16 protein-coding genes are annotated in these 16,048 nt (G+C 61.6%); 9 read left to right on the top strand and 7 right to left on the bottom strand.

What is annotated here, in order from left to right; all coding sequences use genetic code 11:
• The first annotated feature begins 88 nt into the window (after positions 1–88).
• A complete protein-coding gene (gene pcaH, locus BGRAMDRAFT_RS05625; RefSeq protein WP_006047708.1) occupies positions 89–793 on the top strand; it encodes a protocatechuate 3,4-dioxygenase subunit beta in 705 nt (234 codons plus the stop codon).
• A gap of 3 nt (positions 794–796) precedes the next feature.
• Positions 797–1,384 (top strand): protocatechuate 3,4-dioxygenase subunit alpha, encoded by a 588-nt coding sequence (pcaG, locus tag BGRAMDRAFT_RS05620; protein WP_006047707.1) that lies wholly within the window; start codon positions 797–799, stop codon positions 1,382–1,384.
• Positions 1,385–1,537: 153 nt separating this feature from the next.
• On the opposite strand, the gene BGRAMDRAFT_RS05615 is transcribed toward pcaG, so the two are convergent.
• Positions 1,538–2,770 carry a serine hydrolase gene (locus tag BGRAMDRAFT_RS05615; protein WP_006047706.1) on the bottom strand — a complete coding sequence of 411 codons (1,233 nt, stop codon included), beginning with the start codon at positions 2,768–2,770 and terminating at the stop codon, positions 1,538–1,540.
• A gap of 167 nt (positions 2,771–2,937) precedes the next feature.
• Positions 2,938–3,204, bottom strand: a complete 267-nt coding sequence (locus BGRAMDRAFT_RS05610; RefSeq protein ID WP_029971552.1) for an H-NS family nucleoid-associated regulatory protein — start codon at positions 3,202–3,204, stop codon at positions 2,938–2,940.
• Between the two features lie 452 nt (positions 3,205–3,656).
• On the opposite strand from BGRAMDRAFT_RS05610, the gene BGRAMDRAFT_RS05605 reads away from it, so the two are divergent.
• The 4 genes from BGRAMDRAFT_RS05605 (at position 3,657) to BGRAMDRAFT_RS05590 (ending at position 7,092) form a co-directional block, all read left to right on the top strand.
• Positions 3,657–4,292 carry a LysE family translocator gene (locus BGRAMDRAFT_RS05605; protein ID WP_006047704.1) on the top strand — a complete coding sequence of 212 codons (636 nt, stop codon included), beginning with the start codon at positions 3,657–3,659 and terminating at the stop codon, positions 4,290–4,292.
• 319 nt (positions 4,293–4,611) lie between these two features.
• A complete protein-coding gene (locus BGRAMDRAFT_RS05600) occupies positions 4,612–4,815 on the top strand; it encodes a cold-shock protein (RefSeq protein WP_006047703.1) in 204 nt (67 codons plus the stop codon).
• Positions 4,816–5,106: 291 nt separating this feature from the next.
• Positions 5,107–5,331 (top strand): hypothetical protein, encoded by a 225-nt coding sequence (locus tag BGRAMDRAFT_RS05595; RefSeq protein ID WP_029971551.1) that lies wholly within the window; start codon positions 5,107–5,109, stop codon positions 5,329–5,331.
• Positions 5,332–5,532: 201 nt separating this feature from the next.
• On the top strand, positions 5,533–7,092 hold the full coding sequence (locus tag BGRAMDRAFT_RS05590) for a methyl-accepting chemotaxis protein (RefSeq protein ID WP_006047701.1): 1,560 nt from the start codon (positions 5,533–5,535) through the stop codon (positions 7,090–7,092).
• A 101-nt stretch (positions 7,093–7,193) separates the two neighbouring features.
• Here BGRAMDRAFT_RS05590 and BGRAMDRAFT_RS05585 read toward each other — a convergent pair whose 3' ends face one another.
• The 3 genes from BGRAMDRAFT_RS05585 to BGRAMDRAFT_RS05580 all read right to left on the bottom strand — a co-directional run bounded on the left by BGRAMDRAFT_RS05585 (position 7,194) and on the right by BGRAMDRAFT_RS05580 (position 9,664).
• Positions 7,194–8,336: a porin gene (locus BGRAMDRAFT_RS05585; RefSeq protein ID WP_006047700.1), complete on the bottom strand. Its 1,143-nt coding sequence runs from the start codon at positions 8,334–8,336 to the stop codon at positions 7,194–7,196.
• Between the two features lie 782 nt (positions 8,337–9,118).
• Positions 9,119–9,292: a hypothetical protein gene (locus BGRAMDRAFT_RS34900; protein WP_006047699.1), complete on the bottom strand. Its 174-nt coding sequence runs from the start codon at positions 9,290–9,292 to the stop codon at positions 9,119–9,121.
• Positions 9,293–9,457: 165 nt separating this feature from the next.
• A complete protein-coding gene (locus tag BGRAMDRAFT_RS05580) occupies positions 9,458–9,664 on the bottom strand; it encodes a hypothetical protein (protein ID WP_006047698.1) in 207 nt (68 codons plus the stop codon).
• Positions 9,665–10,097: 433 nt separating this feature from the next.
• Between BGRAMDRAFT_RS05580 and BGRAMDRAFT_RS05575 the strand changes: the two genes are divergently transcribed.
• The 3 genes from BGRAMDRAFT_RS05575 (at position 10,098) to BGRAMDRAFT_RS05565 (ending at position 13,607) form a co-directional block, all read left to right on the top strand.
• Positions 10,098–11,417: an MFS transporter gene (locus tag BGRAMDRAFT_RS05575; RefSeq protein WP_006047697.1), complete on the top strand. Its 1,320-nt coding sequence runs from the start codon at positions 10,098–10,100 to the stop codon at positions 11,415–11,417.
• 40 nt (positions 11,418–11,457) lie between these two features.
• Complete coding sequence (locus BGRAMDRAFT_RS05570; RefSeq protein WP_006047696.1) at positions 11,458–12,408, top strand: dihydrodipicolinate synthase family protein; 951 nt, start codon at positions 11,458–11,460, stop codon at positions 12,406–12,408.
• A 107-nt stretch (positions 12,409–12,515) separates the two neighbouring features.
• The gene (locus BGRAMDRAFT_RS05565; RefSeq protein ID WP_006047695.1) at positions 12,516–13,607 is read left to right on the top strand and encodes a LacI family DNA-binding transcriptional regulator; all 1,092 of its coding nucleotides are present in this window, start codon (positions 12,516–12,518) and stop codon (positions 13,605–13,607) included.
• On the opposite strand, the gene BGRAMDRAFT_RS05560 is transcribed toward BGRAMDRAFT_RS05565, so the two are convergent.
• Positions 13,604–14,821, bottom strand: a complete 1,218-nt coding sequence (locus BGRAMDRAFT_RS05560; protein ID WP_006047694.1) for an aminotransferase-like domain-containing protein — start codon at positions 14,819–14,821, stop codon at positions 13,604–13,606. The two genes, BGRAMDRAFT_RS05565 and BGRAMDRAFT_RS05560, sit on opposite strands and share 4 nt — an antisense overlap.
• Positions 14,822–14,871: 50 nt before the next feature.
• The gene (locus BGRAMDRAFT_RS05555; RefSeq protein ID WP_006047693.1) at positions 14,872–16,044 is read right to left on the bottom strand and encodes an NAD(P)/FAD-dependent oxidoreductase; all 1,173 of its coding nucleotides are present in this window, start codon (positions 16,042–16,044) and stop codon (positions 14,872–14,874) included.
• Positions 16,045–16,048: the final 4 nt, after the last annotated feature.

Here is a 16,048-nt window from a genome sequence, read left to right as displayed (position 1 = left end):
AACGCCAAAACGTCATTTTTCATAACCGGACAGTTTGGATAAAGTGGCTTCATAAACTTGCATCCCACAATCCCCGAAGGAGACATCGATGGACGATTCCTTTCTCAGCGCACGCGATTTCGCGTCGCATCCCGAGTACATTTATCCCGGCTACGGTTCGTCGGTTAAACGCGGTCCCACGCGTCCGCTGATCCCGTTGAAGGAAAAGCTGCGCGATCAGCGCGTGCCCGTCTACGGCACCGAAGACCTCGGCGCGCTCGACAACGATCTGACCCGCAACGCCGTGCGTAATGGCGAGCCGCTCGGCGAACGTATCATCGTGACGGGCCGTGTGCTCGACGAGGGCGGCCGACCGGTGCGCAACACGCTCGTCGAAATCTGGCAGGCGAACGCGGCGGGCCGTTACGTGCACAAGGTCGATCAGCACGACGCGCCGCTCGATCCGAATTTTCTCGGCGCGGGCCGCTGCATCACCGATAACGAAGGCCGTTATCGCTTTCTGACGATCAAACCCGGCGCGTATCCGTGGGGCAATCATCCGAATGCATGGCGCCCGAATCACATCCATTTCTCGCTGTTCGGCGAGCATTTCGGTTCGCGCCTCGTCACCCAAATGTATTTTCCGGGCGACCCGCTGCTGGCGTTCGATCCGATCTTCCAGGGCACGCCGGAGCATGCGCGTGACCGGCTGATCGCCAACTTCTCGCTCGACACGACGCAAGAGTCGTACGCGCTCGGCTACGACTTCGACATCGTGCTGCGCGGCCGCAACGAAACTCCGATGGAGCGCTAAGCCATGACCACTCTCAAGCAAACGCCCTCGCAGACGGTCGGACCGTACTTCGCGTACGGCCTGTGCCCGCAGCAATACGATTTCGACTTCAAGAGCCTGTTCACGCCCGTTCTCGCGGACCGCGAGGCGGCCGGCGAGCACATCACGATCGTGGGCCAGGTGTTCGACGGCGACGGCAACGTGATTGGCGATGCGATGCTCGAAGTGTCGCAAGTGGACGCGAACGGGCACTACCCCGAATCGCGCGAGGACATCCTGAAGACCGGTTTTCGCGGCTTTGCCCGCGTCGGCACGGGCACGGACCCGCACAAGCGCTTTGTCGTGGAGACGATCAAGCCCGGCCGCGTGAGTGCGGACGAGGCGCCGCATCTGAACGTGATCGTCACGATGCGAGGCATGCTGCTGCACACGTTCACACGCATTTATTTCGAGGACGAAGCGAATGCCAATGAACGCGATCCGGTACTGGCAGCGGTTCCGGCCGATCGCCGCGATACGCTGATCGCGCGGCGCGACGCGAATACGGCGAACGTGTATCGCTTCGACATCCACATGCAGGGCGACAAGGAAACGGTTTTTTTCGACCTGTAACGCGGAATCCCTATGCTTTCATATAGCTTTCGCCTACACTGAAAGCGATCCGTCAAGCGACTGGATCGCGAAACTCCGAGTAGTTGAGCCCGCCTTAGTGCGGGCTTTTTTTGCGTCCGCTGAAAATGCAGGCTCGATTTGGAGGCTCGATCATCACAACGAGCAACGCAGCCAGCGGCGGATTCTGATCACGTCCGCAATATGGTCATGCGGACCTGGCGCGCCGAGCACGACAATGTCGATCGGTCTGCCGTGCACGATCATTCGCACGACAACGCAGTGTCCCGCCTCGTTAATGAAGCCGGTTTTCTGCAATACGATCGACCGGTCGCCGCTTCTCACCAGCGCATTCGAGTTGTGATAACTCAAACGCGCGCGCGGACCGCCAGGAAATACCCATTGATCGCGATCGGTCGAATACGCGCGAATCAGCGGATAGCGGCTGGCGGCCGCCACGAGCCGAGCCAAGTCGCGCGCCGTCGACACGTTATGCGGCGACAAGCCCGTGCCGTTTACAAACGACGTATGACGCATGCCGAGCGCGCGCGCCTTGGCGTTCATCGCGGCCACGAAGCCCGGTCTGCCGCCGGCGTAATCGCGGCTCAACGCGGCAGCCGCGCGATTTTCCGACGACATCAGCGCAATGTGCAGCATGTCGTGGCGCGACAGAACCGAGCCGACGCTCAGACGCGAACCTGTGAACTTGTCGAAATCCTGATCTTGGACGGTGACGTTCAGCGGTGCATCGAGCGCGTGCCGTGTATCGAGCGCGACGACGGCCGTCATTAGTTTGGATACCGAAGCGATCGGCATCACGCGATCGGCCTGCTTTTCGGTGAGCACGGTTTGCGTTCGTTCGTCGACCACGAAGACTGAACGCGCGCGCAGCAATGCGCGGGACTTTGGCGTATATCCGCAGCGGGGCAACAGGCGGAGCGCCGCATGGGCTCCTTGCGCCGCATTCGTTGATGTACGCGATGCGGGTTCTCGAGGCTGCCGGTTGCGATGCGCGGTCACTCCGGCAGTACGCCGTCCATTGCGCGGCTCGCGCGCAATGCGTGCGGCGTGGCGGCGCGATTTCGGCGCGAGCTTGCTTGCGTGCATGGAACGCTCGTCGTCGGTGACATGCTTGCGCCTGTGCGCCTTGCGCGTGGCAACCTTGTTCGCTTTGCCGGCGCTTCGCGCTTTGGCCTTCGACGTATGCCGCGCGGGCGGCGAGATATGACGGCTCACGCGAACCGACGCATGCCGAACAGGCTCGTGAGTCGCGCCGAAGGTCCAGCCGACGTTCAGGCACAACAGGCCGAGCACGGCGACATAACGGAGCCACGCAGCAAAACGGAATTCAGGGAATGACGATGAAGGAGTGGGTCGACGGTACGGCATTCAGCTTCCAGTTCTGTGCCGCGCGCGCCCGTGATGAAGAACTGCAGCGGAGCGCGTGGCCGGCAACGACCCGGGGATGTTAAGGGAGATCGCGCACACGATCAACGGCAAATGTCCACGCCGGTTCGTCGTAAGCGGCGTGGATGCCGCGACAGCACCGCGAACGCTTAGCAGCGAAAGTGGTCGATGTTCTGTCCGGCGTAAATGGCGCGCGCGAGCCAGTCGGGCTTGTCGCCGTGGCCGTCCCACGTATTGCCGAACGCGTCGCGATACATGACCGCGCGCGTCGCGGCGGCGTCTGCGGCTATCGACTCGCCGAGCGCTTCGATCGTGATGCCGTATTCGTCCATGCGCCGGCGTATCCACGCGATCAGGCGCTCACGCGCATTCCCGTCGAGGTCGAACAGCCGTTGTTGTTCTTCTCGCTCTTTCATCATGACCGGTTGCAGCTAATAATGTTTGTGATGGAAATAAAATGGCTTGGCTAAAAGAACGCGAAGCCTATGCGCTATTCACGCATGATTGAGATGAGCCGCGTGCAATTGAGCTTGCAATGCCTCTCCCGATGCGCAAAGAAACGCATCTGGAAATCATGCCCAGCAAGTCTCGGATTTAAGGGGAATTCGCCGCTACTGCTCGAATCGCACACCGCATGGGCGGTATCCCGAAGCAGCTTCAGCGTATGAAACCAATTCTAGCATTCAAACAATTCTGCTTGCAGCCAGCGTGTACTTCTTTGCATTGCGCGGCGCTTATTGTTTATCGCATTGCGAATATCGCCGATGTGAAACCGATTCAATAAAGCAGAAGCGGCACGCTCACGCCCGTGCTATGTTTCGGCACATCCTCTGTTCATACCCAATAGAAACGCACAGGAGACACAATCATGCCTGCCTCAACCGCCATCCTCACTATTCTCGCGGCGCTGCTGTTAGGCGCAATGAGTCCGGGACCGAGTTTCGTCATCGTCGCGCGCAATGCGATTGGTCTGTCGCGCGGCGACGGTCTGGCCACGGCGCTCGGCATGGGCATCGGCGGCGTGTTTTTTAGCGGCATTGCACTGCTCGGCTTATACACGTTGCTGGCGACCGTCGAATGGCTTTATATCGGCCTGAAAGTGGCCGGCGGGCTTTACCTCATTTATCTGGCCTCGAAGATCTGGCGCGGCGCGGCCAAACCGCTTGCGTTCGACGCGACGCAAAGCGTGCCGACCAATCCACGTCGATCTTTCTGGATCGGTCTCAGCACGCAACTCAGCAATCCCAAGACAGCGGTTTATTACGGCAGTATTTTCGCGGCGCTTTTGCCGCAGCATCCGCCGCTCTGGTGTTATTTCGCGTTGCCGCCCGCCATCTTCGCCATCGAAGCGGGCTGGTACACGATCGTCGCCTTGTGCTTTTCGAGCAAGCGCCCGCGCGAAATCTATCTGCAGTGGAAAGCGTGGATCGACCGCATCGCCGCAAGCGCCGTCGCGGCACTCGGCTTGCGTTTGATCGTGACCGCGCACAAGGTCGGCATCTGACATTGTGCGGACCAACGGCTTTGCTTGCATCCACGAAAAGCCGTTGGCCGCAAACGGGGACGGCTACCAGGGCCGCATTGCCAGCCCGCGGCCGGCTGCGAGCGAACGACTGTCGAACGACTCTCCAACGATAGTTACAAGATAAGTGTTGACGCCGGTATGCCCCAGCGGTTACTGTTGCATCCGAAGTTCAAGAAGTTCGATTGCTGTTCATCAATGTCTCGCTCCCTCAGCGGTATTCGTTGTCCTCTCCCTCCTTGACGCTTCAGCCGCTCTTTCGCAAGAGCATATTTTCTATTTCTTTCCTCAAGGATTCTTCATGGATACCGGTACCGTTAAGTGGTTCAACGACAGCAAAGGCTTTGGCTTCATCACCCCGGACAAGGGCGGCGACGACCTGTTCGCGCACTTCTCCGAAATCAGCGGCAACGGCTTCAAGACGCTCGCTGAGAACCAGAAGGTGAGCTTCGAAACCAAGCAAGGCCCGAAGGGTCTGCAAGCGGCCAACATCACGCCGCTCTAAGCAAAGTTTGAAGGGCTCGGTGTCCGGCAACGGACATCGGGCTGCAGCGACATCCTCGCGGAGCTTCGTCTCCCACAGTTGGCGCGCGATCGCTTCAGAGTTGCAGCTATGTCGGCAACTCGCCCGAGCGCCAAACGCCTCGTTGCACCTCATTCCCCTTTCGGCTTCAACGCCCTTTTAGCTTTCCGGCTGCGTACTGATTCGGCTCGCAATGGCTTTGAATCGGCTCGTCCGCGCGACTCAATGACAGTTCGCATGGCGGCCGCGCACCCGTACATTATTAAAATACAAATGCAAAACAAACATATTCATCATTACAACGGCTATGCCGTTCAACCTTCGGCGCACCGTCTGCCCGATGGCACCTTCTCGTCCAACCTGCTGCTCGAACGCGCTGACAGCGCGCGCGCGGATGGCCTCTACCAGTTCTATTCGCTCGACTACTTCGCCGACGAAGAACAGGCATTGGAGCATTCTGCACGTTGGGCACGCGAGTGGGTCGATACGCGCGGTTGACGCCACGATAAGCGCGCGAAGTCAGAAGCTCTGATCTATTGCCGCTTATCGTCAAAAGCACAGGCCAGAACGGCCACGCTTTTCCTGCCCAATTTATCGGCACGCGGATAAAGAATCCGCTTCGACAGCCGTTATGCGAACTATGGCGCGGCCTCGCCCGCGCTCCCTATTTCGCGCTCAACGCACCGTCGAATCCGATAAATGAACCGTCTGACACTAAAACAGAAGTTGTGGGTGCCCCTGCTGCTTTGCTGGGTAGCGCTGCTGATCGTGACCGTCGTCAACGCGCTCGAAGCACGTAGCGCACAAATGGACGCGCGTCGCTCGGCGCTTGCCGACGTCACGGACATGGCGGCGTCGATTGTCGCGGACTACGCGAAGCAGGCGGACGCCGGCAAGCTTTCCGTCGAAGACGCGAAGCAGCAGGCCATTGCCCGCGTGACGGCACAGCGTTATGGCAAATCGGGCTACGTGACGATCGTGCGCAGCGACTCCGTAATGGTCGCTCATCCGATGAGCCCGCAGCTCAACGGCAAGGACATGAGCGGCTTTCGCGACGCCAAGGGCTCCGCGCTCTATCACGACATCGCCGCGGCGGGCGGCTCGTCGGCCGGCTCGGGCTACCTGCGTTACTGGTGGCCGAAACCCGGCGAGACCAAACCCAGCGAAAAGATCGGCTACGTGAAGCGCTTTGCGCCGTGGAACTGGGACTTCATCGCCGGCGCCTATATGGACGACATTCAGGCGCAGTTCTACGAGACGCTGCTGCGCTCGGGCGGCATGCTGCTCGTGCTCGGCGTGCTCGTGTCGTTCGTCGCGTCGCGCGTGGTGCGCAATGTCTCGCGTTCGATTGGCGGCGAGCCGTCCGCGGCTGCGCAGATCGCCATGCGCATCGCTCGCGGCGATCTCGCGACGCCTATCGACTTGCGTCGCGACGATACCTCCAGCCTCCTCTTCTCACTGCGCGAAATGCGCGATCAGCTCGCGGCCACCGTCGCGCGCATCAAGAATTCGGCCGAGACGATCACGGTTGCTTCCAAGGAAATCGCCGCGGGCAATCTGGATTTGTCGAGCCGCACCGAAGAACAGGCGGCGTCGTTGCAGCAAACCGCCGCCAGCATGGACGAACTCACCAAAACCGTCACGCAGAACGCGGACAATGCGGCGACCGCGTCCGAACTGGCGAGAGACGCGTCGAGCATCGCCGCGCGCGGCGGCGAGGTCGTCAACGACGTCGTCGAGAAAATGGCCGGCATTACCGATAGTTCGCGCAAGATCGGCGAGATCATCAGCGTGATCGAGGGCATTGCGTTCCAGACGAACATCCTCGCGCTCAACGCCGCGGTCGAAGCCGCGCGCGCCGGCGAAGAAGGCCGCGGTTTCGCGGTTGTCGCGGGCGAAGTGCGCAATCTCGCGCAGCGCAGCGCGACGGCGGCCAAGGAAATCAAGGTGTTGATCGACCAGTCCGTCGAGCAGGTCGGCGAAGGTTCGACGCTGGCCGGCAAGGCCGGCAGCACGATCGGCGAGGTCGTCGAGGCGGTGCGCCGCGTCACGGCGATCATGAACGAAATTTCGGCGGCGTCGAAGGAGCAAAGCTCGGGCATCGGCGAAGTGAACCTCGCGATTCGCCAGATGGACGACGTCACGCAGCGCAACGCCGCGCTTGTCGAGCAGGCCGCGGCCGCCGCAGGCTCGCTGGACGAGCAGACCGAGTGGCTGCGCGAGGCCGTCGCTGTGTTCAGGGTCGGGCAAGCCGGCTAATCGTTGCCGACGACACACGCACGCCCACACGTTTCTCGCACGCATAAAAAAAGGTGCCGCGAACGGCACCTTTTTGTACAACAAGCAGCTTCTGGTGAAGCTTAGAAGCGGTGACGCAGACCGACCGTAGCAGCCGTCTGGTTCTTCGACGACGACGGAGCTTGCGTGATATCGCCGCTGTAGATCGAAGCGACACCGCCGTCGCCCATTGCGTGCTGGTACACGGCTTGAGCGTAGACGTCCGTACGACGCGACAGCGAGTAGTCAGCCTGCAGGCCGATCTGGTGGTAACGAACCGAGGTCGAGCCACCGTTTGCGGCAACGCCATAGCCCTTGCCGTCGGTGAACGTGTACGCCACGCCCAGGCCGAGAGCCGGCGTCAGGTTGTACTTGCCGTTGACTTCGTAGTTGTTAGCGCGCAGCGATTGCTGAACACCTGCAACGTTGTCGATACGCGATTGCGTCCATGCCAGACCGACAGTTGCCGGGCCGAACGAGTACGAACCTGCCGCGCCGAATTCGCGCTGACGGAAGTTGCCCGTCAAGCCTGCGAACGCGCCGTCCGAAGCGCCGCCGTTGCTAGCCGTGCCTGCTGCGTTCGTTGCGCCCGGGTTGTTCTGCTGTGCGTAAGCAGCGCCCAAACGCAGACCTTGCCACTGGTAAGCAGCGCCCAAGCTGTATTCGCGGTTGTTTGCGAATGCGCCAGCCTGGTTCGAGAAGCCGTACGTGCCGCCGAACGTGAAGCCAGCGTAGTTAGCGCTCGAGTACTTGACCGAGTTGTTGACTGCGAAGCCGCCGTTCGTGTTCAGGTTGTCGTTGTTGAACGGGTGCGCGAAGTACGTGCCGCCCCAGCTGCCCGTTGCGGTCAGCGGTGCCAGGTAGTCTTGCGCTGCGTCGTATTGACGGCCCAGCGTGACCGAACCGAATTGCGCGCTCGACAGACCGACGAATGCCTGACGGTTGAACATGCCGTTGTTGTTAGCGAAACGGCCGTTGTTGATGTTAAAGCCGCTTTCCAACGTGAAGATTGCCTTCAGGCCGCCACCCAGGTCTTCCGAACCGCGCAGACCGAAACGGCTCTGATCGATGCCGCCGCTGCCGGCTGCCCACTTCGAGTTGTGAGCAACGTTGCTCGTGTAGGTCACGCCAGCGTCCAGCAGGCCGTACAGGGTAACGCTGCTTTGTGCGTGAGCAACGGATGCGAACGATGCGGCAACCGCAACGACGATGAGACTCTTTTTCATGCGTGGGACTCCTGTTCGATAAATTTTCGTTGGGGAGCGGGACCAGCCTCGGCGGTGCACGGAGGCGCCGCCGCCCTTGACGCCGCCCCGTTCTGGGACGGCCGGGCACCCTTGAAACGAAGCGTGAGTGTAGGGGGTCACCCTAATAGCGGCGCGCGCAATTCACGCAACACGGTCTTGCCCGATCCGCAATAATCGAACGGCCGTTTCCGCTAAGTTATTGTTTTTGGAGAATTAACCGGAATAAGGGACAGGCGGGCCGACTGCCTTCGCCATAAAATATTTGCAACTTTTCAATAACTCAAGTTGCGCAAATGCAACAGGTTGTAATACGCGCGAAGCAATATGAGGAGCAGGCGGGCAATTAACCGCTCGCGAAGTTTGCTTATTAATTAAGCAGCATTGCCAGCGGGTAATGCGCGGTTAGGTTTATTTACGAATTCCGGGAACTAAATCGAATTAATACTGTCTTCTCGCGTGGATTGCCTATTAAAACCGTATCCAGTTCTCGCGCAGAAAATGAAAAGCCGCCCATTAGGCGGCTTATTGCGGTTGCGGAATGACGCCGCACTCACATTATTCGATGCTGATAAGTGAATGATAAGTGAAGCCTTCAGCACGGGCGTTGCCCGGAGGTGAACTGCGGCGCCGACCGCCGCGTGACAAACCCGGTGCTGAAAGCGGACGGCAATGCATCGAACAGCCTTCCATCTACATTAACGGCACGGCCGTTCGCCTTTTCACGAGTAGTTTCCCCAATTCCGTCGGCTGGACTCCGTGATCTAGGAGTCGTCTTCGGGCAGCCCGAGCGCGTCCTCGTCCTCCGGGGAACTGCCGGGCGCCAGCGGATCGGTGTCGGGCGGCGTGTCCGGCAACGGACGCGGCTGCTCTTCCGGCGCGTCGAGCGGCTGGTTCGACGGGTCGGCAATGGGGTCGATGGTGGGATCGGTTTGCATGGTCAGCCTCCTGCGGATGGGAACATCTCCCACCGTGAGCCGCGCAACGGCTATTCCCGCGGTGTGCCGCTTCAGCGGCTTGGGCCGAAGCCCTTGATCGTCGATGTAGAAACTGCGCTTGCGCGTAGCGGAAATTTCCCGCGTCGTTGCTGCGGCGACATTCCTTTAAGGGCGATCCGCGCCGGACGTCGTCGGATTATCGGCGGCGCCTGTCAGAAAAGGCTCCAGCCCGAACAGCCACGCAAAGCAGAACGTGATGCACGCCAGCAGGCCGAGTTGACGCGACGGCGCACTGTCGACGACGCCGTGCAACGGCGTGACGAGCACGGGCTGGGACTGTGAAAACTCTGTAGCGGTCTGGTCTTGTGGCATGGCGGTTCTCGTTATTTGACTTCTATCTGTGCGCCGAGCTATAGCAAAGCGCGTGCCGCACTTGCCACTGTTCTTATTAGCGTTCGGACGAGAGCTGACGGCGGGCGCGCGGCAGGTCGGTGTTTACCCGCCAACCGCGTTTTTCGACTTGCACACACGCTCAGTGCAACACAAAATGTAAGCGCTATCATCGCGACGCGCACACTGTATATGCCGACGCCACTGTGTTCGAACGCCGCCCGACGACTCGTAATGTAAGCGCTAACACAACACTGGAACGTAGCAACAACCGCGGCAGCAGCACAGCAAGACAAGCCGCCAAGGCCCCGAACCACCGCGCGCCGCCCGCCACGACGCGCAACATCCGCCCGCCCGGCATCGCATCGGCGCGGTCGCCCAGCAAAACCGCAAACATGAAACGGAGACGACGATCATGAGCGCAACCCCGAGCCACGAGCAGGCCCCGCCCACCATCCGCCGCGCGCAGGTCGTGGCGCTCACGCTGCTGATGGTGAGCGGCATCGTCAACTATCTGGACCGCGGGACGCTGGCCGTCGCCAATCCGTTGATCCGTCACGACATGGGCCTGTCGCTCGGGCAAATGGGCCTGTTGCTTTCCGCGTTCTCGTGGAGCTACGCGCTGTTTCAGTTGCCAGTCGGCGGACTCGTCGACCGGATCGGACCGCGCAAGCTGCTCGGCATCGGCCTGATCGTCTGGTCGCTCGCGCAGGTGGCCGGCGGCTTCGTGTCCACCTTCGGCTGGTTCGTGCTTGCGCGGATCGTGCTCGGCATCGGCGAAGCGCCGCAGTTTCCGTCGGCGGCTCGCGTGGTCAGCAACTGGTTTCCGCTGCGCGCACGCGGCAAGCCGACCGGCATCTTCAATTCTGCGTCGCCGCTCGGCACCGCGCTCGCGCCGCTTTGCCTCTCGGTGCTGGTCGTGGAATTTCACTGGCGCTGGGCGTTCATCGTGACCGGCGTCGTGGGGCTGATCGTGGCGGCCGTCTGGTTCGCGCTCTATCGCGACCCGGCGAAAGCGACGATGAGCGAAGCCGAGCGCCTCTATCTGGAAGGCGACGAAGCGGACCGCAAGTCGCAGCCGACCGTCACGTTCGCGGAATGGCGCTCGCTCTTTTCGCACGGCACGACGTGGGGCATGCTGATCGGCTTCTTCGGCTCGGTCTATCTGAACTGGGTCTACCTGACATGGCTGCCCGGCTATCTGACGATGGCGCGTCACATGAGCCTGATGCACACCGGCGTGGCCGCATCGGTGCCGTTTTTCTGCGGCTTTCTCGGTTCGCTCACGGCCGGCTGGTTCTCCGACCTCATCACGAGCCGCAGCGCGAGCCCGGTCGCGAGCCGTCGCAATTCCGTGGTCATCGCGATGCTCGGCATGGTCGCGTTCACGATTCCGGCCGCGCTCGTGCAGAGCAATACGCTCGCGATTGTGTGCATCTCCGTCGTGATCTTTCTGGCCAACGCGGCGTCCGCCAGTTCGTGGGCGCTCGCGACAGCGGCCGCGCCGCCGAACCGCGTCGGCTCGCTCGGCGCGATCCAGAACTTCGGCGGCTTTCTCGGCGGTGCGCTCGCGCCCATCTTCACCGGCTACATCGCGCAGACCTGGTCGTTCGTGCCCGCGCTATTGACGGCCGCGGGCATCGCGTTCATCGGCGCAATGAGTTACCTGCTGCTGGTGCGCAAACCCATCGCCGACGAACCCGCCGCCAACGAACCGATGCAGGCGCCGGCATGAGCGCGCCGGACTCACGAACCCACTTCAGGAGCATCACACCATGACAAACGCGCAGCAAACTACCTCGTCAATCGAAGGCATCGTCCCGGTGATGCTGACTCCCTTCGACGACTCCGGCGCAATCGACTACCCCGGCCTCGAACGTCTGATCGAGTGGTACATCGCGAATGGATCGGACGCGCTTTTTGCAGTCGCGCAGTCGAGCGAAATGCAGTTCCTCACGCTCGCCGAGCGCGGCGCGCTGGGGCGCTTCGTCGTCGAGAAAGTCGCAGGCAGAATTCCTGTCGTGGTTTCCGGCCACATCAGCGACGATCCGGACGCGCAAGCCGAGGAACTCAACGTAGCCGCGGCCACGGGCGCGCAAGGCGTCGTGCTCGTGACCAACAGACTCGACCCCGCTCGCGAAGGAACGCAGGCATTCGCCGCGAATCTCGAGCGGCTGCTCGCGCGCCTTCCGTCGGACGTGCCGCTCGGTCTCTATGAATGTCCCGCACCCTACCGACGGCTTCTTTCGGATGACGAACTAAAGCTCTGCATCGACACCGGTCGCTTCATCATGCTGAAAGACGTAAGCTGCGATCTGCCGACGGTCAAGCGCCGCGTCGCACTTGCAGAGGGCTCGTCGCTGAAGATCCTCAACGCCAACGCGGCCATTGCGTGGGACGCGATGAAAGCCGGCTCCGCGGGCTTTAACGGCGTGTTCACGAACTTCCATCCTGACCTGTACAAATGGCTGCGCAACGACGCGGCGCAAGATCCCGCACTCGCCGAAGAACTCGCGACGTTCCTCGTGCTGGCTGCCGTCAGCGAATCGCTCGGTTATCCCGCGCTTGCGAAGATGTACCACCAGCGCATCGGCACGTTCGGCTCGATCCGCTGCCGCGTGATCGACTACGACGTGCGCGAACGGTTCTGGGCGCTGGATGCGATCCTCGACAAGATCGTCGCCGGCACCGAGCATTTTCGCGCGCACATCGCGGCGCTCCGCTAGTACTGCGCGCGCTATGCCGCGCCATGCGTTCCATCGCCGCGATTACGCTGTGCGAAGCGCGGCGGTAAGATGGCAGGCTTCCCGCTTCGCGTTTGCTTTTCGAACTCATGTCCGACACGCCCGAGTCACCCGCTTCCACTGCCCGAACCCAGACGAACCGCGTGCGCCGCGGCACGGGCCGCACGGTGCTGTCGGACGTCGCGAAGCTCGCGGGCGTTTCGACGGCGACCGTATCGCGTGTCTATAACGAGCCCGAGAAAGTATCCGCCGCCGTGCGCGAGCGCGTCGAGCAGGCCGCCGTCACGCTCAACTGGTTTCCCAACGCCGCCGGCCGCGCGCTCGCGTCCACGCGCAGCCACATTGCCGGCATCATCATTCCCACGCTTGACGATCAGGTGTTCGCGTCGCAGGTGAGCGGCATGCAGGCCGCGTTCGCGGCGCGCGGCATTACGCTCGTGCTCGGCTGCTCGAACTACGATCCCGCGCAGGCGCTCGTGCAGGTGCGGGCGATGCTCGCGCGCGGCGCCGAGGCGATGGCCGTGGTCGGCGAAGCGCATCCACCCGAACTCTTCGACGCGTTGCGGCTCTACCGCGTGCCGTATGCGGTGACGTACGCGTATCGCAAGGAAAGCCCGCACGTTTGCATCGGTTTCGATAATTTCGCCGCCTATGTGCAGATGACCGAGCATCTGATTGGCCTCGGTCATCGCTCGTTCGCTGTGTGCATCCAACCGACGCGCGACAACGACCGCGTGCAGGCGCGCGTCGCCGGCATTCGCGCGACGCTCGAACGCCACGGCCTCGCGGTGCGGCCGGAACACATGTGCGAAGGCGAATCCACCATTGCATTCGGGCGCCGCAGTCTGCGCGCGATCTGGGAAGCGCCATGCGAACGTCCGACTGCGATCATCTGCGGCAACGATCACATCGCGCTTGGCGTGCTGCGTGAAGCGCAAGAACTTGGCATTGCGATTCCCGATGAACTCTCGGTGACGGGCTTCGACGACCTCGAAATATCCAAAGCGATTCGGCCGACGCTCACGACAATGCGTGTGGACACCTATGAAATCGGACAGCTCACCGCGCAACATCTGCTCGACGCGCTCGACGGCAAGCGGCCGCAACGCAGCCATGAAGTGCGGGCGCTGCTGCATGTGAGAGAGTCGTCGGGGCCGGCGGCTACGCGCGCGGCCGGCTAAGCACCGCCTGCCGTCACCTCGCCATATGCGCGCTTGAGCCGCGTTACGCCTTCTTCGATGTCGGCAATACCCGGCGCTGCAAACGACAGGCGCAGCGACGCAGCGTCGACGTTGTCCGCGAAAAACGCCTTGCCTGGCACGAACATCACCTTGTTGCCGATCGCACGTTGAAGAAGCGCGGACGCGTCGATGCCGTTGCCGCTCTCACTCAAACGCGCCCACACAAACATGCCGCCTTCGGGCCGATGAAACTCGAGCGCATCGCCGACTTGTGCGTGCAGCGCGTTGCATAGCGCCTCGCATTTGCGTCCGTACATCGCGGTAATGCGCGGCAGATGCCGTTCGAGTGCGCCGTCCGCGAGATATTCGGCGGCGATGGCTTGCGTCCACGGTGCGCTGCAAAGGTCGACTGTCTGCTTGGCGATCACGCAGCGGCGCGTGATTTCGGTGGGTGCAATCGTCCAGCCTACACGCAGGCCAGGCGCAACGATCTTCGAGAGGCTCGCGAAATGAACGACCCAGTCACGCGCGCCGTCGACTTCGGACGCGAGAGAAAGGATGGACGGCACGGCGTCGCCGGAAAAACGCAGGTCGCCGTATGGGTCGTCCTCGACGATAAGGAATTGGTACTGCACCGCCAGCTTCAGCAATGCGATGCGGCGCTCGCGCGTAATCGTTGCGCCAGTGGGGTTTGCAAACGTGGGGACCGTGTAGAGCAGCTTCGGTCGCGCAAACGTACCGGACGCAAGAAGCGTGGCGAGACGGGCGACGTCGATGCCGTGCGCATCGACGGGAACCGTAACGATTTTTGCCTGCTGAAGCCGAAGTGCCTGAAGCGTCGCCGGATATGCAGGCTGCTCAGTCACCACGACATCGCCAGGACTCACCAGCACGCGAAGCAACAGGTCGAGTCCCTGCTGCGATCCGGTTGTGACCAGCATCTCGTTCGGCTCGCACGATACATTGCGGCGCGCCATCAACTGGATGAGTTGGTGCTTGAGTAAGGGTAGCCCGTCGGTGGGTCCGTATTGAAGACACAGGTTCGGGTCGTGATACGCGCGGGCCGCTGCTTGCTTTAGACCGTCTACATCGAACAGATCGCTTGCGGGATAGCCGCCGGCAAACGAAATCATGCCGGGCTCGCCGAGATACTTGAACAGTTCGCGAATCGGAGAGCCCGAGGGATTCTGGAAAGGCGCGGTGAATTCGTACATGTTGTGATGGGCTCGAAGCGGGCGATCAGACTACGTGGATAAAACGCGCGCTACACCACGTTCTTTTCCACAATAGGACGGTTTTCCAGCAAGCGCTGCCAACTCAACGAAGAGAGATCGAGCGACACATAGCGTCCGTTCAGAATCAGTTCGCTCACACCGCGCCCCGTCGCCGGACCTTGCTGAAGACCATGTCCGCTATAGCCATTGGCAAACACACAGTTTTCGATCTGCGGGTGATAGCCGATGATCGCGTTATGGTCGAACACGTTGTACTCGTAGTAGCCCGACCAGCAGTTCTCGACACGCAGCGCCTCGAACTCCGGTACGCGATGCGCGAGCGTCGGCCAGATGACGTCGTCGAAAAGCGCGTGATCGACTTCGTCGAGCGGCAGATCGTCCGGGTCGTTATCCGCGCCCGGCGATGTGCCGCAAATATAGGTCTTTCCTTCAGGGCGGAAGTACACGCCAGTCGGGTCGATCAGCAGCGGACAAGCTTGGAGCCGCGCCGGCGACGACACGTTGAAAATGCTGCGGCGGCGCGCGAACACCGGAATGTCGATGTCCATCATGCCGGCGATCTTGCGCGCCCACGCGCCGGCGGCATTCACTACCGTATCGCATGGATAGCGCTCGCCGTTGCCGGCGATTACGTGAGTAATCTTGCGGCCCTCGCGAACCACGCCTGTTACGTCGGCCGCGACATAGCGCGCGCCGAGCGACTGAGCTTTCTTGCGAAGCGCCTGCACGAGTCCGTAGCCGTCGAACCATCCTTCGCCGCTTTCGCCGAATGCACCCGACACGAGATCTTCGACATTCAGCCACGAGAATCTCGCCTTCAGCGTTTGCCGGTCCATCAGATTGATGTCCGCGCCAAGGCTCGTCTGCAACGCGTGATTCTCGCGCAGCGTCGCGTCGCCGGCGGGCGTCGCGAGAAACAGATAGCCGCCTTCATGCAGATCGATCGACGGCCTATTCCCGTCCACTTCGAGAAGCTCGCCGATATTGCGCAGAAATTCGATGCCGTACAGCGACATCTGAATCGATAGCGGCGTCGAAAACTGCTGCCGGATCGAAGCGGCCGATAGCGCCGACGACGACCTCGCATAACTCGGATCGCGCTCGATCACCGTCACCGAAACCGTCGGATCGGAAGCGCGCAGGAAGTAAGCGATAGAACTACCGATAACGCCGCCGCCGACAATAACGACTTGAGAACTCAAGACT

Source organism: Paraburkholderia graminis C4D1M (genome assembly GCF_000172415.1).
Lineage (GTDB): Bacteria > Pseudomonadota > Gammaproteobacteria > Burkholderiales > Burkholderiaceae > Paraburkholderia > Paraburkholderia graminis.
Note: the sequence above shows the minus strand (reverse complement) of the source record. Positions and strands in the feature narration are given on the sequence as shown.